Source organism: Occallatibacter savannae, assembly GCF_003131205.1.
GTDB classification, from domain to species: Bacteria; Acidobacteriota; Terriglobia; order Terriglobales; family Acidobacteriaceae; genus Telmatobacter; species Telmatobacter savannae.
In genome coordinates, this window is record NZ_QFFY01000011.1 from 1 (window position 1) to 23,868 (window position 23,868).

Genomic DNA, 23,868 nt, shown 5'->3' on the forward strand with positions numbered 1-23,868 from the left:
GGAATGACTTTTGGTGTTGAGTGAACGAAGAAACGCGGACCTTGCGGTCCGCGTTCTCTGTTTTCTGGATTGTTTTGTCGGTTGCGGCACGACTGAAGTCGTGCCCTTTCAAAGCTGCCCGAGGCCGTAGGACTAGGAGCAGAGGATCGGTTTATGCCTTCGCCAGTGCTGGTGAGGCCTGGCCGAGTTTCTCGGCGATCATCTCGTGGGCGTGGGCGAGGAAGTCTTCGGTTTTGATCTTGCCTGCGTCTACGTCAGCGAGGATCGCCTTCTGTGCGAGGTATTCCTTGTTGACGATGCCGGCCTTGGACTGGAGCATACGCCATGCTTTGCGGCGTTCGACGCAGAACATGACCAGCTGACGCGAGAGCGCACGGTACTCGATCTTTCCGTTCTCTTCGTACTTGATGTAGACGCCGAAGTCGGGAATGAAGGAGCGGTGCTCAGGCAGGAGATAGCGACGGTAGACGACATCCTGCTGCGTGATGCGCACCAGCATGTTGTCGAGCGGGATGAGCTTCTCGGCCTGCTCGGGCTTGATCTTCTTGAGGTGGTTGCGGAAGCGGGCTTCCGTTGTGCACCAGTGAGCCACGGTGTAGCGCATGGTTTCGCCGGTGGACTTGAGCTTGGTCTCGTACCAGTCGAGTTCCTTGCTCGGGTTGCCGGTGATGTCGAGCGCTTCCTGATAGCTCTCGCCCTTGCGCGGATCGAAGACGAACTCGGGCACGCCACGCGAGTCGCGGGTGCGCTGCGCCTGGTGGAGAGCCATGTCGTCGGCGACGCCGTGTTCGGGCTGGCAGGTGGTGAATGCCTGCAGGAACATGGTGCCGCGATACTCGAGGCCGTCGAGGATGGCGCGGTAGAGCTTCGGTGCGTTGGCCATGGAGACCTGCGCGACAAAGGGCGAACCGTGTCCGGCGAGGAAGGTTTCTGCGACGGTCTTTTTCTCGGTGTTCTTGCCCTGCGTGGCTGCGCCGAAGACGTTCATGTCGTTGCCGCCGAGCATGGGGGTTGAGTCGGAGTTCTGACCGCCGGTGTTGGAGTAGACCTGGGTGTCGAGCATGACGGCCTTGACGTTCGGCCGGTTCTGCAGGATCACCTTGGACATATTCTGGTAGCCGATGTCGCCCATGCCGCCGTCGCCACCGACCACCCAGACCTTGGGAAGTTCGATGATCTCCTTGTCGGTCATCAGGGCATCGGTGAAGTGCGTGAACTCGTAGTACTCGCGCGGCGACACGCCCTTGCCGGCAAGGATGATGTCGGTGAGGCGCTCGGGCAGGACGGAGCGGCGGGCGTGGTCGACGATGAAGCTTTCGCCCATGAGCCAGCCGATGGTGATGCCGTCCTGGAAGAGTGAGTTCATCCAGGGGTACGGATGAGGGTTGTTCGGCGAGGTTGAGCCGTACACTGTGTTGCAACCCGTGTGCGCGGCCATGGCCATGACGCTCATGCCGTTGGCGAGGCGTCCGTCGATGGGCTGAAGGCTCTTGTGATTGAAAGCCTCGGTGAGCAGGACGGCGGCAATGGCCTCGACCATCTGCGCGTCGGTGATGGGGCCGTTCGCCTCTTCGTACGCGGCGATGCGGGCCTTGGTGTCTTCAGTCCGTTCGCCGCCGAGTCCGAGGATGAGGTGGGCAACGGTCTGACGGAGTGTCGCATACTCCTCGGGGTTCGAGGCCTTTAGAGCTTCGAGCTTCGCGACCCCGGTCTTCTCGAGATCGCCAGCCTTGGATACGAAGCGATCGGCCTTGGCGTGGTAGACGGGGCGCATGTAGGCCTCGGTTACCGCAGCGATGGAGCGGAGCACGCTCTTCTCACCGCAGCCTGCGCAGGCGCCGTCACCCGCGACGAGAGCGTCGTAGTTGCGGCGAACCATGAGCATGTTGCGGAGCGTTGCGGTCTTCGAGTCTGCCGGGTTGGCGGCGTTGAAGAGGCCGAGGTACTTCTGTGATGTGTCGGGCAACTGGTTGAGGAAGGCGGTGCCGGTTTCGTGCTCGGCATTGACGTCCTCGGTCTCCTTCACCATCTTGAGCGCTTCGTGATCGCCGCAAGCGGTGACGCAGGCTGCGCAGCCCTTGCAGAGATCGCTGACAAAGATGGAGAAGATGCCGCCGGAGCCGGGGGCCTTGCGCTCGGGCGAGGAGAAGATGGCGTTGACCTTCTGATAGGCCATCGGCACCTTGTCGATGATGGAGTAGAACTGCGCCTTGGCTTCCGCGGAGAAGCCGTCGACCGATTCGGTGACTTCGCGGATGATCTTCGGCAGCGGCGTGCCCTGCTTGATTTCGGCAAGCATGCGGGCGCGGGTCTGCTTCTCGATCTCGGGAAGTTTCTCGAGCATCTTGGCGCGTTCGGAAGGGATGCCGACGTAGCGCGAGACTGCAGTCTTGAGCAGGGTGCCGAGGTCCTGCGAGGTGTTGGGCAGCGCGGTGTCGGGGCATACCGAGATGCACTCCATGCACTGCGTGCAGTTCTCGGGGATGTAGAGCGGAGTTTCGCGGCGGGCAACATACTTGGAGGCCGTGTCGCCTGTTGCTGCTGCGATGACGCCCATGGCCGCGAGCGGTGTTGCGGGCTGGTCGTAGCCGAGGTTCGAACGGAACTCGGAGTCGAACATCGAGATGCTTGCGACCGGCGGGCGCGCGGACTGTCCGGTGGGCGGCGGTGTGGAGCGGCAGCCGCTGACGGTGCAGCTTTCGCCAGCGCCGGCTTCAGCGAATGCGGGAACCGGCTCGAGGATCGGAAGCAGCGCAGCGCCGCGGAGAGACGAGTGGTCGGCGGCATTGAGTTCGCCGATCTTGATCTCCTTGACGAGCTCGAAGCCCTGCGTCATGACTTCCATGTTGGAGTTGACGACGGCTTCGCCGAGCTTGCCGAACTTCTTGACGTACTGCTTGCGGACGACGTCGCGATACTGCTCGCTGGTGATGCCGAAGTCCTGCAGCAGCGGGCTGACGGCGAAGAATGCACCGAGGAACGCGTTGCCCTGCATGCGAAGCTGGAGGTCAGCGCGGTCCGTGGCCTTGCGGGCGATCTCAAACCCGGGCAGCGTGTAGACGCGAATGTTCTTCTCGATGATCTGCTTGCGCGCCCACTGCGGCAGGTTCTCCCACGCGCGCTCGCCTTCAGCGTCGGACTCCCAGATGAGAGCGCCGCCAGGCTGGATGCCGTCGAGCGGGTTGCAGTGGGTAAAGGCCTTGGGATCGCAGCAGAGGACCGTGGTTACGTGGCGCAAATCGCAGTTAACGCGGATGCGATCCTTGGCGGCAACCATGAAGTAGCTGGTGGGCGCGCCCTTCTTTTCTGAACCGTACTTGGGATTGGCGCTGACGTGGATGACTTCCTTGGGATTGCCCTTTTCGTCGACGAGACCGTCGCGCTCGTAGAGCAGGTCGTTCAGGTCGCCGAGGATGGCGCCGAGGTTCTTGCCGGTAGTGATGGCGCCCCATCCACCGATGGAGTGGAAGCGGACGGCGACTGCGCCTTCCGGAAGCAGCGAAGGCATCTCGTCGGCGATGACCGCGTAGGGGTGATCGATGCCGAGAACGAAGAAGTTGACCCCGTCGGCTGCGGTTTTGCCGTCTTTGCGTGCGCGGCCGGCCGTGGCGAACTCGTACGCGCCGATGATGTGCTCGGGGCGGAAGTCGCGCGAGCCGAGGCCGTAGCTGCCACCGTAGATGGCCGGGAGCTCTTCAAGGGCGATCTTGGGGATGCCGGCCGTGCCTTGAACCGCTTTCGAGAGAGCAGTGCGGATGTCGCGGCCGAGCGGGTTGTCGCCGGAGAGAGCTTCGTCGGTGCGCTCGAGGATGATGACGTTCTTTTTGCCCTTGAGTGCGGCGGCGATGGCAGCCTCAGGGAATGGGCGGATGACATTGACGTGGATGGAGCCGACTTTTACTCCGCGCGATTCGCGGAGGTAGTCGACTGCAGCCTCGATATTCTCAGCAGCGGATCCGAGCGAAACGAAGACGGTGTCGGTGTCATCGCACTTGTATTGCGTGACAAGGCCGTAGTAACGGCCGGTGAGATCGCCGAAGTCTTTGTATGCGGCTTCGAGGAAATCGAGAATCGGCTCGGCGAAGTTGTTACGGCGCGCGACGACGCCGTTCATGTAGTGTTCCTGGTTCTGCACGGGGCCGAGGAGGACCGGGTTGGCAAGGTCCATCATCTTGGGGACGCGGCGGCGGGTGGGTCCAAAGAGGACGCGCTGCGCTTCTGTCGGGCAGTCGATGATGTCTTCGGGCGAGCCGAGGTATTCGCGGATCAGCTCGGACTCGTGTTTGTAGAAGGTGCGCTCAAGGTGGCTGGTGAGAAAGCCATCCATGATGTTCATGCCGGGCGTGAGCGAGAGCTCGGTGACGCGGCGGAGAATAAGGGCCTGATCGGCAGCCTGCTGGGCATCTTTGCCGAAGACCATGATCCAGCCGGTGTCGAGCGCGCCGTAGATGTCGTCGTGTCCGCAATGGACGTTGAGGGCGTGCTTGGTGAGCGCGCGGGCGCCGACTTCGAGCACCATCGTCGAGCCCTTGCCCGGTGCGTGGTAGTACTGCTCGACGCCGTAGACTACGCCCTGGCCGGAGGTGAAGTTGACGACGCGTTTGCCGCAGACGGAGTGAGCGATGGCGCCACCCTGGGCCGCGTGCTCGCCTTCGGTCTCGATGGCGATGGTGTTTTTGCCGAAAACGTTCAGGTTGCCCTCAGCGTAGGCCTGCTGAAAGAGCTCGCCGCCTTCGGTGGAGGGCGTGATGGGGTAAAAGACGCCGGCTTCGGCGATGCGCGTTTCGGTGTGGTACGAGACGAGCTGGTTTCCGTTGGCTGTGACCCGGATTCCGGGATAGCGAGCAGCTTCCGACATTTGTGTCCCCTCCATGGGTGGCCGCCTCGTCACAGGGGCCCTGATGGTCTTGAAATCGTTTCCGTGCGGCGGGCTGAATTTCGATGGCGCGTGACCGCAGCGGCAAAAATCGTTATTCCAGCCTTAATGCGAGGGCGTGGAAAGATGGTTCCGGTGACCGCTGACTGACTGCGGTTTCGATCCAATTCCCTTGTTAAGTTCAATAGCCAGAATGAATGCGCGTGAGGTACCCAAGGGGGAGTTGCCCCGAATATGGCATATACACAAGTATGCACCCGCAGTGCGGTACGGTGTATCACGGTGTACCAGCGTGTGGTATTGAGGAGCGGGGCCGCTAAGTAGGAGCCGGCACTATACTTTGACGGGATTCACCGGCCCGGAGGAGGGCATATGCGATCAGCGCCCATCGGCAAGCGACGTTTGGTAGAACGAGGACGGGTTCGATCTGGAAAACTCGCATTACCTGCTGCCATGTGGTTGATCATCCTGAGTGGTCTTATAGTGACGTTGGTCTGCAGTTGCAGATCGGCACGCCAGTCTCCGGAGGGCCATCCGCATAGATTTGCTGGTGTTCGGCTAGAAGATGTCAGCTTCCATTCGGCCGGTTTAGAACGTGACGTAACCTACCGCGTCTACCTGCCGGCCCAGCTTGCGGGCGGCAAATTGCCGGTTATCTATCTTCTGCATGGGGCCTGGGAGAACTACCGCACGTGGTCGGACTACTCTCAGGCGGGTGCGCTGGCCGCAAACGGGGCGATTCTCGTGATGCCCGACGGAGTGCTCTCGTACTGGGTGAATGAAGCCGGCGCGCCGAAAGATCGTTATGGGGACTTTCTGCTGCATGATCTGCGAGCGGACGTGGAGGCGCGATTTCCGGCGCGAACTGACCGTGCGGTCCGAGCGATTGTCGGAGTCTCAATGGGCGGATTTGCAGCGATCGAATATGCGCTCACCAGGCCCGACTTGTTCGCCTTTGCCGGAGCGTTGAGTCCTGCGCTAGACGCGCCGGAGCGCAAATTCAGCTGGCGGCGCTTCGGCCAAAGCATCCGCTTGCGCAGAGTGTTCGGGGCAGACGGAAGCGCACAGCGACGGGATGAGGATCCATTTGTGCTGGTTACGAGGGCAGACCCGGCGACGACGCCCTACATCTACATCACAGCAGGTGACCAGGAGGCACTGCTGGGATCGGTGCGGCGGTTTGCAGCCCAAATGGAGCGGCGCGGGTTTGCGTTTGAATTTCATACGAGTCATGGCGGCCATAACTGGGGAACCTGGAATCAGCAGACGGCAGCATGCTTCGATGCTCTGGAGAGCAGGCTCCCTGTGCGCGGGATTTGAGAAATCGAGGATATAAAGAAAGATGCTGAGTGATTTGTTTGCGACGTATCCGAGCCTGCGGGGCAGGGCTGTGCTGGTGACGGGCGGGGCGACGGGGATCGGGGCGTCGATCGTGGAGCACTTTGCGCGGCAGGGGGCGCGGGTTGCGTTCTTCGACGTGCAGGATGAGGAGGCTCGAGGGTTGGTGGAGCGACTGCGGCCGGGGGTGGAGACAGCGCCGGTGTTTTTTCATTGCGACCTGACGAGCGTAAGTGAGCTGAAGACGCGAGTGGGGGAGGCGATCGAGGCGGTGGGTGGTGTGGACGTGCTGGTAAACAATGCGGCGAACGATCAGCGGCACAAGATCGAGGATGTGACGGAGGAGTACTTCGATCAGTCGATCGCCGTGAATCTGCGGCCGCAGTTCTTCATGATCCAGGCGGTGCTGCCGGCGATGAAGGGTGCGGGGCGGGGCTCGATCATCAATATGTCGTCGATCTCGTGGATGATTCCGTCGACGGGGGTGCCGGTGTACGTGACGGCAAAGGCGGCGATTGTGGGGCTGACGCGAACGATGGCGCACGAGCTAGGGCCGGCGGGAATTCGAGTGAATGCAGTGCTGCCGGGAGCGATTGCGACGGAGAAGCAGAAGCGGCTGGTCTACACGCCGGAGTACAAGGCGGAGATCATGGCTTCGCAGGCGCTGAAGCGGGACATTCTGCCGGAGGATGTGGCGCGGCTTGTGCTCTTCCTAGCGGCGGATGATTCGAGCGCGATTACGAATCAGAGTTATGTAATTGATGGCGGGTGGGTGTAGACCACCCCAGCGACGAGGACCTGTCGCTGGGGACCCCGGTGTAGCGCGCTCGAAGGCGCGCAGGGATTAGAGACTAGGGACTAGGGATTAGAGACTAGGGATTAGGGACCAGGGATTAGGGATTAGAGATCAGAGAACAGAAATCAGTTCTCCAGTGCGACGCGCTCAAATGTTGGTCAGGGTCTGGCGGACGAGTTGGCCGAAGGCGGTGGGGGTGTGGCGGGTGATGAGGTTGGGTTGGTCAATCCAGCTCCAGGCGGCGAAGCCGATTTGCTTCTGCTGAAGGTAGTCGAGAAGGCGGCGGACGTAGTCGAGTTCTTCGGGAGTGTCGACGCCTCCGAGTTCGCCGGCGAAGACGGGGACGGATTCGGAGAGGTCGCCGAAGACGCTGTCCCAGTCTGTGCCTTTGTTCGGGTAAACGTGCGTTGAGTAGACGACGTTATCGAGGTCGTCGATGGGCATGCCGCGAAGATCGTAGGCCCAGTTGGTGCCGCCGATGAAGATGAGGGCGTCAGGGTTCTCGTTGCGAATGGCCTCAGTGAGTTTGCGGGCCCAGGGTTGCCACTCGTTCATGGTGACGCGCGCCTGGCTGGCGGGGTAAGTGGTGCCGTCGGGCTTGTTGAGCGGATATGGATCGTCGGGCAGGCGATCGTGCGGCTCGTTGAAAAGGTCGTAGAGTACGGCGGGCTCGTCCTTGTAGCGGCGGGCGAGCGTGGACCAGAGGGTAATGGATTCGGGATTGGGGAGCGGGGCGACGAAGTTGCGGTTGCCGCCGTAGATGCGTTCGGCGTCGAGCCATTGCAGGTCGAGGAGCGTGTAGGCGCCGAACATGGACGCCCAGAAAATGACCTGATCGAGGGCCTGCTGGTATTCCTCGGCGGTGCGGCCTGAGCGGCCATTGAGAACCCAATCCTGATTGAAGGGAAGGCGGATGATGTTGGCGCGCCATTGCTGGGTAATGGCGTAGATCTCTGCGCGCGAGATGGAGGCTCCGGAGAGGAAGCCTTGCTCGTCTGGGTCGGAGTACTCAAGGCCAGAGCGGTTGATGCCGCGGAGGAGGAGGGGTGCGCCGGTGATGGTGTTGATGATGCGGTTGCCCGATGTGCGGAGGGGAGGGAGGTTGTGGGAGAGGTGTGAGGGCATCGAGACCTCTATGGGAGGGATTCTTAGTCTCTTAGCAAGTTAGCGTCGCTTGCGCGACGTAGCAAGTTAGCGAGTTAGCGGGATCCTTGTTGCTCGACCGGTGTTCATGTTAGGTCCAGGTTCTTCTTAGTCCTTTAGCAAGTTAGCGTCGCGTTCCGCGACGTAGCGAGTTGGCGAGTTAGCGGGATATTCTTTTTCACTCGGACGACGAGACGTCAGCGCTGGAGGAGGTCGATGGGTTTGGTGTAGTCGGTGGCGCGAATGTATTTGGCAAGTGAAGGGTGCTGGCGCTGTAGGGCGAGGTACATTTCCCAGGCTACGTTGCGGTAGCTGAAGTGGCCAGCCGGGCCGGAGCGGAGTTCGCTGATGTATTGCGCTTCGGCGAAGTCCATTTTGAAGAGGCAGCGGACGCGGGTGGCGAGTGGAAGCAGGTAGAGCGCGGATTGCGCAGCTTCGGGTGCGGAGCCGGCGGCAATTTTTACGCTGGCGGAGTGCGCGGATTCAATGGCGTGCTGGTATTCGGAGAGGACGCCGGCTTCTTCGAGCCCGGCGATGTCGCCGGAGTGGGGCGTGTCGTAGCCGTGACGCGCGGTGAAGCCCTGCTGAATCTGCGTGACGCGGCGGTGGCGGTGCATGTCGCGGAATCCGCCGATGTCCATGAGGATGTCGAAGCGGAGGGCGGCGCCGGCGTGGAAGACGCGCAGGGCTTCGTCGTGCTTGCCGCGATGGCGCAGGCCGATTTCGATGATCTCCGAAACGCGAGAGGCAGGAAGGCCGGCGACGATGTCGCGAATCTGTCGGTATGGGTGATGGCTGCCCCAGTAGAGGAGGGTGGCGGCCAGTTCGACTTCGAGGGACTCGGTGCGTTCGACGAGGTCGACGACAGGGGCTGAGGCAGGTTCGATTCCCTTAAGGATTTCGGAAGCTGCCTGTTCGATTTCGGCGCGGGTCTGGGTGAGGTAGGTGTTGGGCTCGGCGTACTTGACGAGCGTGGGCGCGGTGCGGACTTCGCGATTGAGGAGGGTGGCGGCTTCGGCGGCGAGATTTCCCTCAGGGGCTAAAGCCCCGTTTCCTACCGGGCCACTTTCGGCACGACTAAAGTCGTGCAAAGAAGAGAGCCCAAAGGCCTCCAATTTTTGGACGAAGGCGGCGCCGGATTTCGCGTTGACGTTCCAGGCAGGGCTGGTGGCGGCGTCCCGTAGTTTCTTGCCGAGGTCGCGTACTTCGGCGACGGGGTGGGAGAGGAGACGGGAAACCTGTGTTTCGAGGGTGCGGGCGTTGACGATCTGGCCGAGGGAGGTGTTGGTGGCGAGGGGCAGGAGGTAGCGGGCGACGTCGAAGGCACGGGCCTTGAGGGTGCGGTCGTAGGCGTCGGGCTTCATGGTCTCGGGGCAGGCGACGCGCTGCTTGAGAGCGTCGTGAACTGCCGCCGTGACCTGCTGGTAGGTGGAGAAGAGCTTGTCGATGGTTTGGGTATAAAGCTGGGCGGAGGCTGAATCGGGGCCGAAATCGGGGAAGTACCAGCCGGATTTCTGGAAGTTCTGGTAGCGGGTGGAGCGTTCCTGCCCGTCCCAACGTTGTTCATCGACAAGGACTATGGCGGCCAGCAGGCTAAGGCGCTCGACGGCTAAGGCGATGTGGGCGAGGTCGGCGATGGAACGATGGCCGTATTGGAAATAGAATGTATTGAGGAATTGCTCGGCACGCTGGGCGCTGATTTCGGCGAGCGACTCGCGCATGGAGAGGGCAGAACGGGAGTACTTGGCCATGGCGTAGGCAAGTACCTCGGGATCGGCTCCGTGAACGGCATAGACGTCAGTCTGATTATGGGCACCGGCGGGAAGGAAAGATTCACTGGACATGAAGGTGGGCTCGCGACCAGAATACGGCATCAGCGAGACCGGGCTGTGAACATCCGGGAACACAGGTCGAGCACGAGGCAAGCAGCACGGAGCAAGCGGAATGCGGGAGTATAAGTTGCGCACATCGCAAAGGCCCCGGCCATTGCCAACCGGCCGCTGGACCATGACCCAGCGCTGGAACGACATTCTCTATGCGCATTGGCGGGTGCCGGCTTCGGCGATCGCGCCTTTTTTGCCCGATGGTCTGCAGCCGGACCTGTTTCAGGGGTCGGCCTGGCTGGGTGTGGTGCCGTTGTGGATGGATCGCTTCAGCTTTCGCGGGGTTCCGACGATTCCCGGGACGAGTAGTTTTCCGGAGCTGCACTTTCGGACATACGTCAGCGATCAGACAGGGACGCCTGGAATTTTCAATCTAACAGTGGATATTGGAAGCCTGCTGGCCACGACGGCGGCGCGGTTTGTGTTCCGGGTTCCGTGCAACTGGGCGGAGATGCGGCTGAACCAGAGGACGGAGCGCGAGTTCTCGTTTTACAGCCGCAGGATGTTTGTGAACGACCCGGTAATTTTCAGTGCGCGGTATCGCGGGCTGGGGCCAACACGGCGGCTGGCGGAGATCAAGTCGGGGACGCTGGAGTACTTCTTCACCGAGCGGTACTGCATGTTCCGGCGGAATCATGCAGGACAGGTGGTACGGGCGAATATTCATGCGGTGGCCTCGCCGCTGGAAGACGCTGAGGCGGAGATTGAGCAGAATGATCTGCCCGCATCGGTGGGGATCCAGCTGCAGGATCAGGAGCCGGTGCTGCACTACTCGCGGCGGCTGGCGGTGTATATATGGCCGGCGGAACTGATCGAACTGGTAAGGCGACGTGCGCGGATTCCGGTGCAGGTTGTGCCGACGGGGTAGGTCTAGCGAGCCACTCTGCGATTTTCTGAAAACTGAATCTGAATGTTCTGCGTCGCGGCAACGATGCATGAGGCGGGGTGCGCCGGGTCTGCTTTCCTATAATTGGCACTGAAATGAACGGCGCATGAAAGGTGTGCGTCGGGAACGAGGGATGATGGCGGAGCTTGCAGGACGGATCGCGCTGGTAACGGGCGCATCGCAGGGAATTGGGCGCGCGTGCGCGCTGGAGTTGGCGAAGGCGGGAGCGACCGTCGCGTTGGCCGCGCGGAATGAAGCGAAGCTGGCGGAAGTGGCTGCAGAGATTGAGGCGGCCGGAGGGCAGGCTGCGGCGTTTGCGCTGGATGTGGCGAGCGAGGAGTCGATCAAGAACGGCGCGAAGGCGGTGCTGGACCGATTCGGCAAGGTTGAGATCCTGGTGAATAACGCGGGCATCACGCGCGACGATCTGATGATGCGGATGAAGCGCGCGGACTGGGACGATGTGCTGTCGACGAATCTGACGGGGACGTTTCTGCTGACGCAGGTACTGCTGCGGCAGATGATGAAGAACCGGTGGGGACGGATCGTGAACATCACGAGCGTGGTGGGGCGGACGGGGCAGGAAGGCCAAGTGAACTACGCCGCGTCGAAAGCGGGGCTGATCGGGTTTACGCGGTCGCTTGCGCGGGAGGTGGCTTCGCGCGGGATAACGGTGAATGCGGTGGCGCCGGGATACATTGAGACGCCGATGACGGCGGTGCTGGATGAAAAGCTGCGCGCGAAGATGGTGGAGCAGATTCCTGTTGGTCGGCCGGGAACGGATGCGGAGATTGCGCACTCGGTAGCGTTTCTGGCGTCGGAGAAGGCGGCGTACGTCACGGGGCATGTGCTGGATGTGAATGGCGGGATGTTTATGGGGTGACCACCACGCAGTGGTCAGTGCTCAGTGGTCAGTGTTCAAATCCCCAGGCGGTCTTTGAGGGTGCGGACGCGGTCTCGGGCTACGGTGAGCTGGGTGTGGGCGCCGTCCTTGAGGGTGAGGACGACTTTGCCGGCGAACCAGGAATTGACTTCGTGAATCCAGTCGACGTTGACGAGCGCGGAGCGATGGATGCGGAGGAAGCGTGCGGGATCGAGACGGTGCTCGAGGTCGGAGATCGTCTGGTCGACTGAATGCTTCTTTCCGTTGGCGATGGCGAAGGTGAGCTTGTCTTGCGCGATGAAGTGGGTGATGTCATCGAGCGCGAGGAACGAGATGCGTTCGCCGACGCGTGAGGCGATACGCGCGGGGTACGCGGGCTGAGGCTCGCGCAGAGACGCGGTCAATCCTTTCAACAGTTCAGGAAGCGCTGGGTTCTGTTGCCACTCGGGCTTGGCGATGGGGCGGAGGCGGCCGAGTTTCTTCAGGGCGCGTTCGAGTTGTTCTGGCTCGATGGGCTTGAGCAGGTAGTCGATGGCGTTGGTTTCGAAGGCGCGGAGCGCGTGCTGGTCGTAGGCCGTGGTGAAGATGACAAAGGGCTGCGATGAGAGCCGCGAGAGGAGTTCGAAACCATTGATGCCGGGCATCTGGATGTCGAGGAAGAGTACGTCGAAGGTGGGAGAGGAGCTGTTCAGGGCCGTGATGGCTGCGCTGGGATCGGTAGCGGAGCCGGCGATCTGAAGCTGCGGGAATTTTCCGAGCAGGCGCTCGAGTCGTTCGAGGGCGAGGGGCTCGTCGTCGACGAGGTAGGCGCGCAGCGGCGAGGCTTCTGTCATTGCGCTGCGTCTCCGGCAGGAATGCGGATGGTGACAACTGAAAGGGAATCGACGCCGGCGACAGTGAGTTGCGCGGAGTCGCCGTAGAGGAGTTCGAGGCGGCCGATGAGATTGGCGAGGCCGTGATCGGGCGATATATCGGCGAGCGAGAAGCCGGGGCCGTCGTCGGTGACGGTGAGTTCGCAGGACCTTTCGCGCTGAGCGGCGGAGATAGTGATGGCGACGGGCGCGGTGCATTGAGCGGCTACGTGCTTGATGCTGTTCTCTACGACGGTCTGAAGGGCGAGAGGGGGAACTCTGATGGCGGAAAGGTTTTCGGGGACGGAGATCTCGTAGCGCAGGCGCGGCCCGAAGCGGGTGGCCTCGATTTCGAGGTAGTCGCGAACGATTTTGAGTTCCTGCTCGAGCGGGACGAGGCTGGCCTGGTTGGCGTTGATGGAGAAGCGCAGGAGGGAGGCGAGTTTGCCGACGGTGTCTTCAGCGCGTTTGGGGTCGGTGGGTATGAGGGAGGAGATGGAGTTGAGGGTGTTGAAGAGGAAGTGGGGATGGATGCGCGACTCGAGCGAGGAGAGGCGTGCTTCGGCGAGGAGCTTGTTGGCGCGCTCCTGCTCCATCTGCTGCGTACGGAGCTGAAGGGTGGCGTCCTGGAGGCGATGGCGGAGCGTTTCGTAGGCGGTAACACTGAGTCCGACAGTAAGGGTGATGACAAGACTGATGGGAAGGGCGGAGCGGACCTCGCGCATATAGAAGCCCGGGGGAATGATGCCTGCAGCACGGATGATGGCTGCACCGATGAATGTTCCGACGATCGCCGTGGAGAGTAGAACACCTGAAAAGATGACGAAGATCAGGCGCGGGAACCGCTCGGTGTAGCGGAAGCCAACCCAGTTGAGAATGAGCGCGGTAGGAAACCCGATGAGGGTGGCGTAGATGAAAGACGAGAAGAACTTGGCGAGGATCTGCGCGTGAGCGTGCTCGATGACGAGGATCAGAATCGCGATGATGACCGCGATGATGGGAATGAACCAAATCTCTTTGCAGAAAGCCTTGAAGGCATCGAAGGACTTGCCGTGCCTCTTGCGGGATGGAGAGAGCTGTTCATTTGGAGTGCTGATCATAGGTGGAATCGCACTCCGATCGACGTGGCGGTCTGGTAGCGGGCGGAGTTGAAGTCGGCTGTTTTGGAACCGTGTGGAACTTCGAGGTGGGTGTAGGCGGTGAAGTGCGTGCCGAACCAGCGGCTGATGTCGGCAACGGTGACGAAGCTGCGGTCGTCGAGATTGGAGACGACGGAGGCGGAGACGTCCCACTGCTTCCAGCCGGGAAGCTCGCGCAGGCGGGATTTTCCGGCGTTGAAGAGAGCGTAGTGCTGGCGACCGGCTAAAGGTGATATGGAGATGTCGCGGAAATACGCGGTGTTGGGTGGGGTGTAGAACTCACCAAGGAACGTGAGCCCGGACTGGAAGGTGTATTTCGCGCCGATGAGGGCGGCGGCCTGTTCGCGCCAGACGGCTTCACCGTGGACCTCCCAAGCCTGGCCGACGACGCGCGTAAAGGTGAGCGCGCCGAAGGTGTCGGCGCCGCGGTCGTGACCGGCGATGAATGAGGAGTCGAAGCCGCGCACGAGTACGTTATACCGGAAGGCCGTTGTATCGCGAAGAGCAGAGTGCGCGGGCGCGAGTGCGGCGGTGGACCATGCGACGGTGAGGGCGTGCGGACCGTGGACCCAGTCGGCCTTGATCATGTCGCGGCCTTGATTCGTGTTGAGGCGGTCGGAGGGGTTGGTCGGAACGCGAGGTGGATCGAGGACGCCCGCCGCGCTGAAGGCGTATCCGGTGCCCCAGCGAAGCATTTTGCGGCCGGCGGTGAAGTCGAAGTCGCCCGCGGAGAAGCCGGCGTATGTCTCTTTCACGTGAAGGGTGGAGGCGGTGTGGTCGTAGGTGGCGGAGAGGCCGATGAGGCTCGTCGAAAAGGTGAGCCGGTCTTTGTAGCGGATGCCGAAGTTCGGTTCGACGAGGACTTGGTTGAGAATTTGCGGAGTATGTGCGGGAGAGCCGGTGTAGAAGGTGGCGTCATCAATGACGGCGAGGGAGTAGCGCGTGCTCACTGAACTCTCTTCCGAAGAGGGAGCGGGCTCCTGTGCTGATGCGGTGAAGCTCGTCAGCAGGAGGAGGAGAGTCGGGATGAGCACGCGCGATAGCATGGCGATCGGATTTACGGCCAGTAGATGAGGTTGATGGTGATGGTCGTTGTGGGTGCGGAGAAGACAAATTTGGTTTCGTTGAAGTCCGGCGGCCCCTGGCGCTTCGATGGATTGTTGGAGTGGCCGTAGCCTTCGGTTGGCATGCCGTAGTCGTTGAAGTCGAGCTTCTCGTTTTTGTTCTCGTCGTGAATGACGGCCACGCCATAGTCGCCTTCCGGAAGGTTGTCGAAGACGGCCTCGGCAGTAAGAGACTTGGGATCGATGGTGGCGATCTGCGCAGCGGCGATGGTGGATTCATCGGTACGGACGGCGATCCGGATGTTGCCTTCGGCGTTGCGAATGCCGGTGATCTTGACGATGAGCTTGCCGGTTTTTTGCGCGGGAGCTTGCGCAGCCGCTGTCATTGCGAAGACGAGTAAGCACCAAAGTGCGGGCAGGATTGTGAGCAGGAGGTTTCGGCGGACGGTTCCGATCATGTTGTTCTCCTTTCGTGATCGGGTTTGACAGCGATGATGGCGCAAATCGCAGCGGCGCGTCTGTGATGGGCGTCGTCAGAAGCGGTCGGCGCGGCCCTGATAGAAGAGCTTGTCAGGAAGATCGCGGGGAGCGGCGTTGGAGTATTCGAGTACGGAATGCGAGTTGTGGCGGATCTCGTCGTAGAGGGTGAGTTTGCGCAGGAGCAAGTGCCCGTTTGATTCCTTGAACTCGTCGAATGTGGCGGACTTAATGTGCTTGCCTGACGTCAGGTAGAACTCAGCGCGCAGGGGGCGAGCGTCTGCGGTGCGAACCCAGTAGACGATGCGCTGGTAGGTTGCGCCTTTGCGCTTCGCGGTGAGGTTGAGGACGTAGCAGTTTTCTGCGCCGAGCTTTTCTTCGCGGACGAACTCGGCGGAATAATCGACGGCGTAATTGGTGCGGGCGACATCGCCATTGGAGGCGTCGCCGGAAAGGCGCTCGAGCGGGGTGATGCGCACGGGACGGCTGGTGTCGGGAAGGTAAATCCACATGTCGTCGGCGAGCATGAGCAGGTGGCGGCCTTTTTCGCGAGGGCTCATGAATTCGACGTACGTTTTGTCAGTGCCTTTCTGCGAGACGTCATAGAGGTGCTCTTCGTCGGATTTGCCGGCTTCGTAGTTGGTGATTTTGACGCGGAGCGAGTAGGAAGGCCAGCCGTTGCGGTAGGTGTCTGAGCGCTTGAGGAGGGCGGTGGCGTCTGGCGCAGCAGCGGCATGGCCGAGTGCGGCCCAGGTGATGAGGAATGCGATGGTGACGCCGAGGAGGAAGGAACGGAGAGCCCAGTTGATGGTGCGGGCGTTCTTGGAGTCGTAAGAGCGACGTTGATGTGCAGAAGCAGGGGCTAAAGCCCAGCTTTCTCTTTTGAGCGGATTCGGCACGACTGAAGTCGTGCCCTGACGCTTATGCCTTCGGGAGGGCATTTGTCGCGCAGATGAGAGTGGCGCTGCGTTGAAAGATTTGATCATTGCGTTGGAGTGTCTAGACATGGGCTAATGCCTCCGCGATTTGCAGGCGCGACGCGCGCACTGCGGGAAGTATGGATGCGAGGGCGAGCGAGACGACGACCATGAGGGAAGCGCCCATCATGAGCGCGGGAACGTGCAGGACGCGGAAGGCCATCTCTGTGCTGAGGCCGGGAGGCGGAGGAAGGTGAAGGCCGGAGGCGTTGAGAGCGATGCCGATGAGGTTTCCGCCGATGAGGCCGACAGCTGCGCCCAAGATCCCCGTGATAGTCGCCTCCAGCATGAAGAGCGCGACGATCCAGGGGCGGGGGGTTCCCATGGCGAGCATGGTGCCGATCTCGCGGGTGCGTTCCATCATGGCCATGAGCAGTGTGTTGACGCTGGCCATGAGGACCATGAAGAAGACGATGATACCGAGGAATAGGAAGATTCCGCTGAAGAGCGTGCGGACCTGTTTGTAGTACGCGGCGAGGTCAATCCACTTCTTCATGGTCATCTCCTGTGAAAGACCACGAAGACGCGGAGTGAACGCGGCGGCGACGGCGTCAGTGTTTTCGGTCTTGTCGAGGCCGACGACGAGGTTGGTGACGCGGTCGCTTTGCAGGAGACGCTGCGCCGAGGGAAGCGTGATGCGGAGGTAGCGGTCGTCGAGGTCTTTGAAGCCGGTGTTGACGATGCCGACGATCTGGACGTCGATGCCGTTGAGTGCGCCGTCTGCGGTGACGGCAAGGATGGTGAGGCCGTCGCCGACTTTGACGCTCATGGATCGGGCTACGCCGGTGCCGACGAGCGCTTCGATCTCGCCGGAGGAGGATTCGGCCAAGTCGCGGCCGGAGGCGAGGCGCGGGCTGAAGCTCATGGCGCGTTCAGCGTCGGGATCGACGGCGCTGCCCATGAAGACGGAGGACTTCACGCCATTGGAGAGCATGCCGTAGAACTCGATGCGCGGTGCGACGCCGCGTACGTGGTCGGCGGAGCGGACATTGGATGCGACGTGCTGCCAGTCGCTGATGCCGGTGTCGAGAACGTGGACTTCGTCGCGACGGAAGTGCTCGGCAGTGAAGATCTGAATATGGCCGAGGCCGTTGCGGATAGTGCTCTCGCGAAGGCCGCGGAACATGAAGGCGAAGAATCCGCCGACGAGCAGGAGGCCGGCGACGCCTCCGCCGACCATGAGCAGCGTCATGACGGTGCGGCGGCGATTGCGAAAGACGTTACGAAACGCTAGCTGCAAAAACTTCAGCATGGGAAGGCTCCGAGATGGTGTCGCTGACGATGCGGCCGTCGGTGAGGCGGACGATGCGCGGGGTGTGTTCGAGGAGGCGCTGATCGTGCGTGGAGAAGATGAAGGTGAGGCCAAGGGTCTGGTTGAGGTTGCGCATCAGGTCGATCAGTTGGGTGGCGTTGCGCGTATCGAGATTGGCAGTGGGCTCGTCGGCAAGGACGATGGCCGGGCGATGCACGATCGCGCGAGCGATGGCGACGCGCTGGCGCTCGCCGCCGGAGAGGAGGTCGGGGCGGTGGTTGGCGCGGGCGGAGAGGCCGACGTTGTCGAGGGCCTCGGATACGCGGCGACGGCGTTCGGAGTTGGAAAGACCCTGGACGAGGAGTGGGTACTCGACATTTTCAGCGGCGGTGAAGACGGGGATGAGGTTGAAGGTCTGGAAGACGAATCCGATCTTTTCGCGGCGGAGGATAGATGTTTGTGCGGGAGTGAGACGGGAGGTGTCGGTGGCTTCGATGAGGATGCGGCCGGAGGTGGGCTTGTCGATGCAGCCAATGAGGTTGAGGAGGGTGGATTTTCCGCTGCCGCTGGGGCCGGAGATGGCGAGGAATTCGCCGCGATCGATGACGAGGGAGAGGTTGTCGACGGCGATGACGGCGTTGTGGTCGAGGGGAAAGCGGCGGGTGACCTGCTCGACGGCGATGATGGGGTCCGATGTGTGCATCGGGCGATGTCCTTTCCGGAGCTTTCGCTCTCGAGCAGACGATAGGGCGGAGCGGGTGGCGAAGGGGAGCGTATTTGGATGAGGGGTGGAAGTTGCGGATGAGGGGTAGTTCCGGGGAGATGAGCCGGAGGGTTTCGAAGACAAAAGCAGCGAGTTAGCGTCGCCTGGGGCGACGTAGCGAGTTAGCAAGTTAGCGGGTTGGGACAGAGATTTACTGCTGAGGAGCAGAGGGTGAGTTGGGGCGGTCGGGGCGCGCGCCGATAACGGAAATGGTGGTTGCGACGAAGGTGCCGTTCTTCAGTTCGCCTTCGACGCGGACCATGTCGCCGGTCTGGATGTCGGCGAGAGTGATGGGTCGCGGCGCTTGCGGAAGGTGGTGTTCTCGTCGGCGGAGAAGGTGTGCGTGGCGTTGTCGGGGCCGCCCTGGATGGTGATCGCGGTTTGATGGATGGCGGTGACGCGGCCCAGGAGCCAGGTCTTGCCGTAGTTGGCGCGCATCTGGCGCATGCGCCTGACCGTTTCGGGGTCGAGCTGGATGATGGCGATGGCGCCAATGGATTTGGCGGGTGGATCCATTTCACCAGAGGCGGCGATAGCGTCACCGATCTTGATGTCGGAGGCTTTGATGGAGATGGGTAGACCCACGTAGCGGTCGCGGTCCCGGTCGTTTGCCGGGCGGGGAGGAGCCTTCATGATGCGGGTGTTCACGCTGTAGTACGCGGTGTAGAGGTCGCCGGATTCGGTCTTTACGGTGAAGTGATCCGGAGCGATTTCGGTGACGGTGCCGGCAAGACCGGCGCCAGCAAAACCGCCCATCATGCCGCTACCACCGACCCCCAGGCTGCGTTCATCCTGCGTGGGCGGGACCTGAGATGAAAGCGAGAGAGCTATGGACGCGAGCAGGAGGGCTGTTGCGAGAGCGAAGCGAACGGCGTTCATGAGTTCTCAGCAGAATAGACGGACGGGGAGCGCTGGAAGACGAAGGTTGGAAATCCTTATTGCCGCTTCTGGGTCTGGGAGGCCAGGAGCTCTTCGAAGGCGGGGAGACCGTGGAGGGTCGCAAACTCGTTGTCCGCGATTATCTTTTTGGGATTTGTGTATCCCTCGTTGATTGCCATGCGCAGGTACTGAATGGCGCGTTCCGGCATTCCGGCACGAACGCAACCCTTGGCCATGTAGTAGTTCATCGCACCGCGATCGGATACGGAGGCGGGGTTCTCAACGCGCGGCCTTGAGGTGTCCTGGAAGATGTTCGGGTCGTACTTGATGGCCATCTGGTACTGCTGCCAGCCCTTTTCATATTTGTGCTGGGCGAGGAGGTTGGTGCCGAGGTTTTTAAGGATCAGAGCGGAGTGCGGGTCGATCTTTAGCGCTTTGCGGTACATCTTCTCTGCGTTGTGATACTGCTTGAGCGCGTCGTAAACGGTGCCGAGATTGTTCAGCACGTTAGAGTTTTTTGGATCGATCTTGTGAGCTTTCTCGTAACTTTGCATCGCATCGGTGAGGTCGAACATGAGCTGATAGGCGATGCCGAGCTTGTTCCACACGGACGGCTCGGAGGGAATTGCTTTCTTGTAAGCCTCGATGGCTGCCTGATAGCGTTGGTGGGCCATCAAAGCGTCACCGATCTGCTCCTGCGTCGGTTGGGGTTTCGGGGAGGCGGGAGCGGTGGTGGAGGGAATGGATTCCGAGACGGTTACGGCTGGGGCAGGGACCGGAGCCTGTGCAATGGCCAGGGCACAGGTCGCGGCAAGGACCGCGATGAGGATCGAAGCCGGGAGGAGTGGGTTATGGAACCTGCTCATGCTTCCTCCTTGCGAAGGAACGGCGGCGATACACGATCGTCATCGTCTGCACAGAATTAGAGCACCGTTCTGTGGAGCATCGTCAAGCTCATTAGTCACAGAGATGTAAGGCGGACAGAGAAGTGCACCAAACGGAGGAGTTTCGAATCCAAGGAAACAGCGTCAAAGGTTGAGGAGCGCCGAATGAGCACCGCGGTATCGCCGAAGTTGCAATCTGGGGTGGCGGAGAGGTTCAGGAGTGTCCGGCAGCGGACGATGGAGCTGTGTAAGCCACTCACTCCGGAAGACATGATGGTGCAGTCGTGCCCGGAAGCCTCGCCAGCGAAGTGGCACCTGGCGCATACGGCGTGGTTTTTCGAGTCATTCATTCTGAACGTGTTCCAGCCAGGTTACAAACTGTTCAACGAAGATTTTCCGTGGCTGTTCAACAGCTATTACCGGAGTTTTGCCGAGTTTCCTGAAAAGAAGCTTCGGGCGTCGTTTTCGCGGCCGGGTCTGGATGAGGTGCTGCGATATCGATGTTACGTAGACGAGCACCTGGAGCGTCTGCTGGAGGAGAATCCCGAGCCGGAGGTTCTGAGCAGGGTTGAGCTGGGGGCCAATCATGAGGAGCAGCATCAGGAGCTGCTGCTGACGGATTTGCTGCATGCGTTTTATACGAATCCTCTGCGGCCGGCGTATCTGGAAGAGACACCTCGAGCTCAGGCGGGCAGTTTGGACAAGCTGAGCTTCGTGGAGTTTGCGGGCGGGCTGGTCGATGTGGGATTCAGCGGCGGTGGATTCTGCTACGACAACGAATTGCCAAGGCATCGTGTGTGGCTAGAACCTTATGCGCTGGCGGATCGGCTGGTTACGAATGCCGAGTACGCGGAGTTCATCGCGGATGGTGGGTACAGGCGATCGGAGCTGTGGCTTTCTGCGGGTTGGGATGCGATCGAGCAGAACGGGTGGAAGGCGCCGCTGTATTGGAGCAGGGATGAAGCCGGATGGCGGATTTTCACGCTGCGCGGAGAGAAGAGTCTCGAGGAGTTGAAGAACGCCCCCGTGAGCCAGGTGAGCTACTTTGAGGCGGACGCTTACGCGCGGTGGGCGGGGAAGAGGTTGCCGACGGAACTGGAGTGGGAGGTTGCCGCGGAGGAGCGGCCGGTTGCCGGAAACCTGATGGACTCGGGAAGGTTGAGGCCGGCGCCGGCGGAGGCGACAGATGGGAAGCTCTCGCAGGTCTGGGGGGATTGCTGGGAGTGGACGGCGAGCGCCTATCTTGGCTACCCGGGCTTTGCACCGCTGGCGGGATCGCTGGGTGAGTATAACGGGAAATTCATGAGCGGGCAGATGGTGCTGCGGGGTGGCTCGTGCGCGACGCCGCAAGCGCATATTCGGGCGAGCTATCGCAATTTCTTTCAACCGGAAACGAGATGGCAATTTTCCGGAATCCGATTGGCAGAAAAGTAACTCACATCTCCGGGAGAGCATCCTACATACCTGCATGACCACGACCCCGATTTCCCCAGCAAAGATTCACATTTCAGACAAGATCGCTGCGGCGGTTTACGAGGGACTGATGTCCCGCCCCAAGTGGCTGCCGTCGTGGTTGTTCTATGACGCGGCGGGGTCAAGGCTCTTCGACGAGATCACGCGCATTCCCGAGTACTACGTGACGCGGACGGAGCGCGCGATTCTGGCGAAGCACGCAACGGAGATCGTGGCCAGAGCTGCGGGAGAACAGGTGCTGCGGATCGTGGAGCTGGGAGCAGGTTCGGCGGACAAGACCCGACTGCTGCTAACGGCTGCGGCTGATCGGCAGGATACCGTCTTCTACGAGCCGGTGGATGTGTCGGCGAGCGCGCTGGTCGAGGCGCAGTTGCGCATTGAGGATGAGCTGCCGGGCGTGATCGTATGCCCGCGCGTGCAGGACTATACCCAGGATCTGGAGCTGGATCCGACGCTGCCGAAAGAGCGCCGCTTGCTGATGTACATCGGATCAAGCATCGGGAACTTCGAGCCGGGTGAGTCGCTGATGCTGCTTGAGCGCGTGCGTGCGGCAATGGACATGGGCGACTGCTTTCTGCTCGGCGTGGATCTGGCGAAGGACGAAGCGGTGCTGCAGGCTGCGTATGACGACGCAGGTGGGGTTACGGCAGCGTTCAACCGGAACATTCTGACGCGGCTCAACCGGGAGCTGGATGCGGATTTCAATCTTGCGACGTTTGGGCATCGAGCAGTGTGGAATTCGACCGAGTCGCGGATGGAGATGCACCTGGTGAGCGCGAAAAGCCAGGAGGTCTGGCTGCCGGGCATCGATCTGCGTGTCGGGTTCGAGATGGGGGAGAGCATCCACACCGAGAACAGCTATAAGTACAAGCAGGGTGCTGCGGAAGCGCTCCTGGCGAAGACCGGGTTTGCGCCGGAAGTGACGTGGACGGATGAGCGTGGGTGGTTTGCGGTGGTGCTGGCGAGAGCGGTGTGATTCTCTTGCTCGCGACTTCTTCGCTCCCCACCCTAGATTGGTCTGACGACCAATTTAGAATGGGGCACCCGAATGATGTTGAATCATCGCGCGATGAGTGGGCCGCGAATGGACATAGACCTTTTCGATCCCACCCTAAATTGGTCTGACGACCAATTTAGAATGGGGCACCCGAAATGATGTTGAGGTGAGGATTTTCTCCGGTTCCCAAGTGCGAGGACCGGGGCACCCGAGTTGCTTACAATTCACCATTGTTACTGAACGATTGTGAACGGCGATGGCTCAGGTTGAGCGGGTGAGGGTGAGAGACTCTCACGGAAGCTGCTCCAGCGCTTGCCGATTCTGTCGGAAAGAAAGAAGAAGTCCCCCGCAGTGATGCCTCCGATCACTTTGTGATGGCCGACTGCGGCGAGGCCCATCGAAGCGATACATCCACATTGTGAGCAGTCGGGGTCGCCGCCGAACTGGCACGGCGTCACTCGCGTCTTGAGATCGGCCGAGATGGTGCGTGTGGTGCGGGCGAAGATGCATTGGTCTGGGTTGGACGGCGGAGTTGAGAGCTCGCGGAGCAGGGAGTCGGGCATCTCCAGCTTTGGGAAGCGGGGGCGCAGGCGCTTCAGTTCCGCGATGACGGTGGCCCGCTGAGCTGGCGAGAGAATCTCGATCTCGGTTGCGCCGCGCTGCGGAGTGAAGAGGCTGAACCACACCTTGACGACTTCAGTGCGAGCGCACCAGAAGTCGAGGAACTCTTCGATGTAGCCCGGGCGGTCGGCGATCTGCGAGGTGATGGTGCAGTGGACGTTGATGTGCGCGTCGGCGATGTTCTTGAGGATGCGTTCGTAGGTGGCTGGTTTGCGGCGGACGTCGTGCTCCGGTGCGAGGCCGTCAATGGAAACCACGATGTTGAGGCGCTTGTACTGCGCCCAGGCTGCTGGGATTACACGGAACGCGCTGGTGACGACCTGGGTGTGAATGCCGCGGGCGTCGATCTGCGGGATGAGCTGGTCGAGCTCGCGATAACGAACGAGGGGATCACCGCCGACGATGGAGACGTGGAGCGGCTTGTAACGGTCGATTACAGCGAGGGTTCTTGCGACAAGTTCGTCGCCGCGGAAGTCAGAGAGCTCGCGCAATTGCGAGTCACCGCCGAGGTGTGCGGGATCGAAGGCGTAGCAGCCGGGGCAACGGAGCGGGCACTCCTTAGTGATTTCGATGGAAAGGTTTGGGGCATGGCCAGTCAGGATCCTGGACCAGGCGTGAAGGACTTCAGACGTCTTCATGAAAACTCCGGCGTGCAAATACGGTTGGTCTTTCCGAGGGGACAGATA

At 61.3% G+C, this 23,868-nt stretch carries 19 protein-coding genes; 6 read left to right on the forward strand and 13 right to left on the reverse strand.

Annotated elements, in window-relative coordinates:
• Positions 1-151: 151 nt before the first annotated feature.
• A complete protein-coding gene (locus DHV10_RS26375) occupies positions 152-4,858 on the reverse strand; it encodes a 2-oxoacid:acceptor oxidoreductase family protein (RefSeq protein WP_204101544.1) in 4,707 nt (1,568 codons plus the stop codon).
• 501 nt (positions 4,859-5,359) lie between these two features.
• Here DHV10_RS26375 and DHV10_RS26380 point away from each other — a divergent pair.
• Together DHV10_RS26380 and DHV10_RS26385 are read left to right on the forward strand one after the other, a co-directional pair.
• Entirely contained in the window at positions 5,360-6,196 is an 837-nt protein-coding gene (locus DHV10_RS26380; RefSeq protein WP_162601928.1) for an alpha/beta hydrolase, read from the forward strand.
• Between the two features lie 22 nt (positions 6,197-6,218).
• Positions 6,219-6,992, forward strand: coding sequence for an SDR family NAD(P)-dependent oxidoreductase (locus DHV10_RS26385; protein ID WP_109489430.1), 774 nt, complete (start codon positions 6,219-6,221; stop codon positions 6,990-6,992).
• Between the two features lie 165 nt (positions 6,993-7,157).
• On the opposite strand, the gene DHV10_RS26390 is transcribed toward DHV10_RS26385, so the two are convergent.
• Both DHV10_RS26390 and DHV10_RS26395 read right to left on the reverse strand, forming a co-directional pair.
• A complete protein-coding gene (locus DHV10_RS26390) occupies positions 7,158-8,135 on the reverse strand; it encodes a glycoside hydrolase family 5 protein (RefSeq protein ID WP_109489431.1) in 978 nt (325 codons plus the stop codon).
• A 215-nt stretch (positions 8,136-8,350) separates the two neighbouring features.
• The gene (locus DHV10_RS26395) at positions 8,351-9,997 is read right to left on the reverse strand and encodes an FAD-dependent thymidylate synthase (protein WP_109489432.1); all 1,647 of its coding nucleotides are present in this window, start codon (positions 9,995-9,997) and stop codon (positions 8,351-8,353) included.
• 100 nt (positions 9,998-10,097) lie between these two features.
• Between DHV10_RS26395 and DHV10_RS26400 the strand changes: the two genes are divergently transcribed.
• Together DHV10_RS26400 and fabG are read left to right on the forward strand one after the other, a co-directional pair.
• Positions 10,098-10,904: a YqjF family protein gene (locus DHV10_RS26400; protein WP_109489433.1), complete on the forward strand. Its 807-nt coding sequence runs from the start codon at positions 10,098-10,100 to the stop codon at positions 10,902-10,904.
• A gap of 154 nt (positions 10,905-11,058) precedes the next feature.
• Positions 11,059-11,805 (forward strand): 3-oxoacyl-[acyl-carrier-protein] reductase, encoded by a 747-nt coding sequence (gene fabG / locus DHV10_RS26405; RefSeq protein ID WP_109489487.1) that lies wholly within the window; start codon positions 11,059-11,061, stop codon positions 11,803-11,805.
• 35 nt (positions 11,806-11,840) lie between these two features.
• Here fabG and DHV10_RS26410 read toward each other — a convergent pair whose 3' ends face one another.
• From DHV10_RS26410 to DHV10_RS26450, 9 genes are all read right to left on the reverse strand, one after another.
• The gene (locus DHV10_RS26410; protein WP_162601929.1) at positions 11,841-12,638 is read right to left on the reverse strand and encodes a LytR/AlgR family response regulator transcription factor; all 798 of its coding nucleotides are present in this window, start codon (positions 12,636-12,638) and stop codon (positions 11,841-11,843) included.
• Positions 12,635-13,756 carry a sensor histidine kinase gene (locus DHV10_RS26415; RefSeq protein WP_109489435.1) on the reverse strand — a complete coding sequence of 374 codons (1,122 nt, stop codon included), beginning with the start codon at positions 13,754-13,756 and terminating at the stop codon, positions 12,635-12,637. The genes DHV10_RS26410 and DHV10_RS26415 overlap by 4 nt, the downstream gene beginning before the upstream one ends.
• Positions 13,753-14,745, reverse strand: coding sequence for a hypothetical protein (locus tag DHV10_RS26420; RefSeq protein ID WP_162601930.1), 993 nt, complete (start codon positions 14,743-14,745; stop codon positions 13,753-13,755). The genes DHV10_RS26415 and DHV10_RS26420 overlap by 4 nt, the downstream gene beginning before the upstream one ends.
• 107 nt (positions 14,746-14,852) lie before the next feature.
• Complete coding sequence (locus DHV10_RS26425; protein WP_109489437.1) at positions 14,853-15,317, reverse strand: DUF2141 domain-containing protein; 465 nt, start codon at positions 15,315-15,317, stop codon at positions 14,853-14,855.
• 75 nt (positions 15,318-15,392) lie between these two features.
• Positions 15,393-16,343 (reverse strand): outer membrane lipoprotein-sorting protein, encoded by a 951-nt coding sequence (locus DHV10_RS26430; protein ID WP_109489438.1) that lies wholly within the window; start codon positions 16,341-16,343, stop codon positions 15,393-15,395.
• Positions 16,336-17,565: an ABC transporter permease gene (locus DHV10_RS26435; RefSeq protein ID WP_109489439.1), complete on the reverse strand. Its 1,230-nt coding sequence runs from the start codon at positions 17,563-17,565 to the stop codon at positions 16,336-16,338. Before DHV10_RS26435 ends, DHV10_RS26430 begins: the two co-directional genes overlap by 8 nt.
• Positions 17,534-18,268 (reverse strand): ABC transporter ATP-binding protein, encoded by a 735-nt coding sequence (locus tag DHV10_RS26440; RefSeq protein WP_109489440.1) that lies wholly within the window; start codon positions 18,266-18,268, stop codon positions 17,534-17,536. The genes DHV10_RS26435 and DHV10_RS26440 overlap by 32 nt, the downstream gene beginning before the upstream one ends.
• Positions 18,269-18,565: 297 nt before the next feature.
• Positions 18,566-19,207 (reverse strand): hypothetical protein, encoded by a 642-nt coding sequence (locus DHV10_RS26445; RefSeq protein WP_109489441.1) that lies wholly within the window; start codon positions 19,205-19,207, stop codon positions 18,566-18,568.
• Between the two features lie 56 nt (positions 19,208-19,263).
• Positions 19,264-20,073: a tetratricopeptide repeat protein gene (locus DHV10_RS26450; RefSeq protein WP_109489442.1), complete on the reverse strand. Its 810-nt coding sequence runs from the start codon at positions 20,071-20,073 to the stop codon at positions 19,264-19,266.
• 183 nt (positions 20,074-20,256) lie between these two features.
• On the opposite strand from DHV10_RS26450, the gene egtB reads away from it, so the two are divergent.
• On the forward strand, positions 20,257-21,525 hold the full coding sequence (egtB, locus tag DHV10_RS26455) for an ergothioneine biosynthesis protein EgtB (protein WP_109489443.1): 1,269 nt from the start codon (positions 20,257-20,259) through the stop codon (positions 21,523-21,525).
• 34 nt (positions 21,526-21,559) lie between these two features.
• Positions 21,560-22,540, forward strand: a complete 981-nt coding sequence (gene egtD / locus DHV10_RS26460; protein WP_109489444.1) for an L-histidine N(alpha)-methyltransferase — start codon at positions 21,560-21,562, stop codon at positions 22,538-22,540.
• A 254-nt stretch (positions 22,541-22,794) separates the two neighbouring features.
• Here egtD and DHV10_RS26465 read toward each other — a convergent pair whose 3' ends face one another.
• Complete coding sequence (locus DHV10_RS26465) at positions 22,795-23,820, reverse strand: radical SAM protein (protein ID WP_109489445.1); 1,026 nt, start codon at positions 23,818-23,820, stop codon at positions 22,795-22,797.
• Positions 23,821-23,868: the final 48 nt, after the last annotated feature.

Excerpts from the sequence above, each read along its gene's own strand:
- DHV10_RS26445 (WP_109489441.1), bottom strand. The coding sequence starts at position 19,207 with ATGAACGCCGTTCGCTTCGCTCTCGCAACAGCCCTCCTGCTCGCGTCC.
- DHV10_RS26430 (WP_109489438.1), bottom strand. The coding sequence starts at position 16,343 with ATGTCTAGACACTCCAACGCAATGATCAAATCTTTCAACGCAGCGCCA.
- egtB (WP_109489443.1), top strand. The coding sequence starts at position 20,257 with ATGAGCACCGCGGTATCGCCGAAGTTGCAATCTGGGGTGGCGGAGAGG.
- DHV10_RS26435 (WP_109489439.1), bottom strand. The coding sequence starts at position 17,565 with ATGCTGAAGTTTTTGCAGCTAGCGTTTCGTAACGTCTTTCGCAATCGC.
- DHV10_RS26410 (WP_162601929.1), bottom strand. The coding sequence starts at position 12,638 with ATGACAGAAGCCTCGCCGCTGCGCGCCTACCTCGTCGACGACGAGCCC.
- egtD (WP_109489444.1), top strand. The coding sequence starts at position 21,560 with ATGACCACGACCCCGATTTCCCCAGCAAAGATTCACATTTCAGACAAG.
- DHV10_RS26375 (WP_204101544.1), bottom strand. The coding sequence starts at position 4,858 with ATGTCGGAAGCTGCTCGCTATCCCGGAATCCGGGTCACAGCCAACGGA.
- DHV10_RS26400 (WP_109489433.1), top strand. The coding sequence starts at position 10,098 with ATGCGGGAGTATAAGTTGCGCACATCGCAAAGGCCCCGGCCATTGCCA.
- DHV10_RS26390 (WP_109489431.1), bottom strand. The coding sequence starts at position 8,135 with ATGCCCTCACACCTCTCCCACAACCTCCCTCCCCTCCGCACATCGGGC.
- DHV10_RS26440 (WP_109489440.1), bottom strand. The coding sequence starts at position 18,268 with ATGCACACATCGGACCCCATCATCGCCGTCGAGCAGGTCACCCGCCGC.
- DHV10_RS26425 (WP_109489437.1), bottom strand. The coding sequence starts at position 15,317 with ATGATCGGAACCGTCCGCCGAAACCTCCTGCTCACAATCCTGCCCGCA.
- DHV10_RS26450 (WP_109489442.1), bottom strand. The coding sequence starts at position 20,073 with ATGAGCAGGTTCCATAACCCACTCCTCCCGGCTTCGATCCTCATCGCG.
- fabG (WP_109489487.1), top strand. The coding sequence starts at position 11,059 with ATGGCGGAGCTTGCAGGACGGATCGCGCTGGTAACGGGCGCATCGCAG.
- DHV10_RS26415 (WP_109489435.1), bottom strand. The coding sequence starts at position 13,756 with ATGATCAGCACTCCAAATGAACAGCTCTCTCCATCCCGCAAGAGGCAC.
- DHV10_RS26465 (WP_109489445.1), bottom strand. The coding sequence starts at position 23,820 with ATGAAGACGTCTGAAGTCCTTCACGCCTGGTCCAGGATCCTGACTGGC.
- DHV10_RS26395 (WP_109489432.1), bottom strand. The coding sequence starts at position 9,997 with ATGTCCAGTGAATCTTTCCTTCCCGCCGGTGCCCATAATCAGACTGAC.
- DHV10_RS26385 (WP_109489430.1), top strand. The coding sequence starts at position 6,219 with ATGCTGAGTGATTTGTTTGCGACGTATCCGAGCCTGCGGGGCAGGGCT.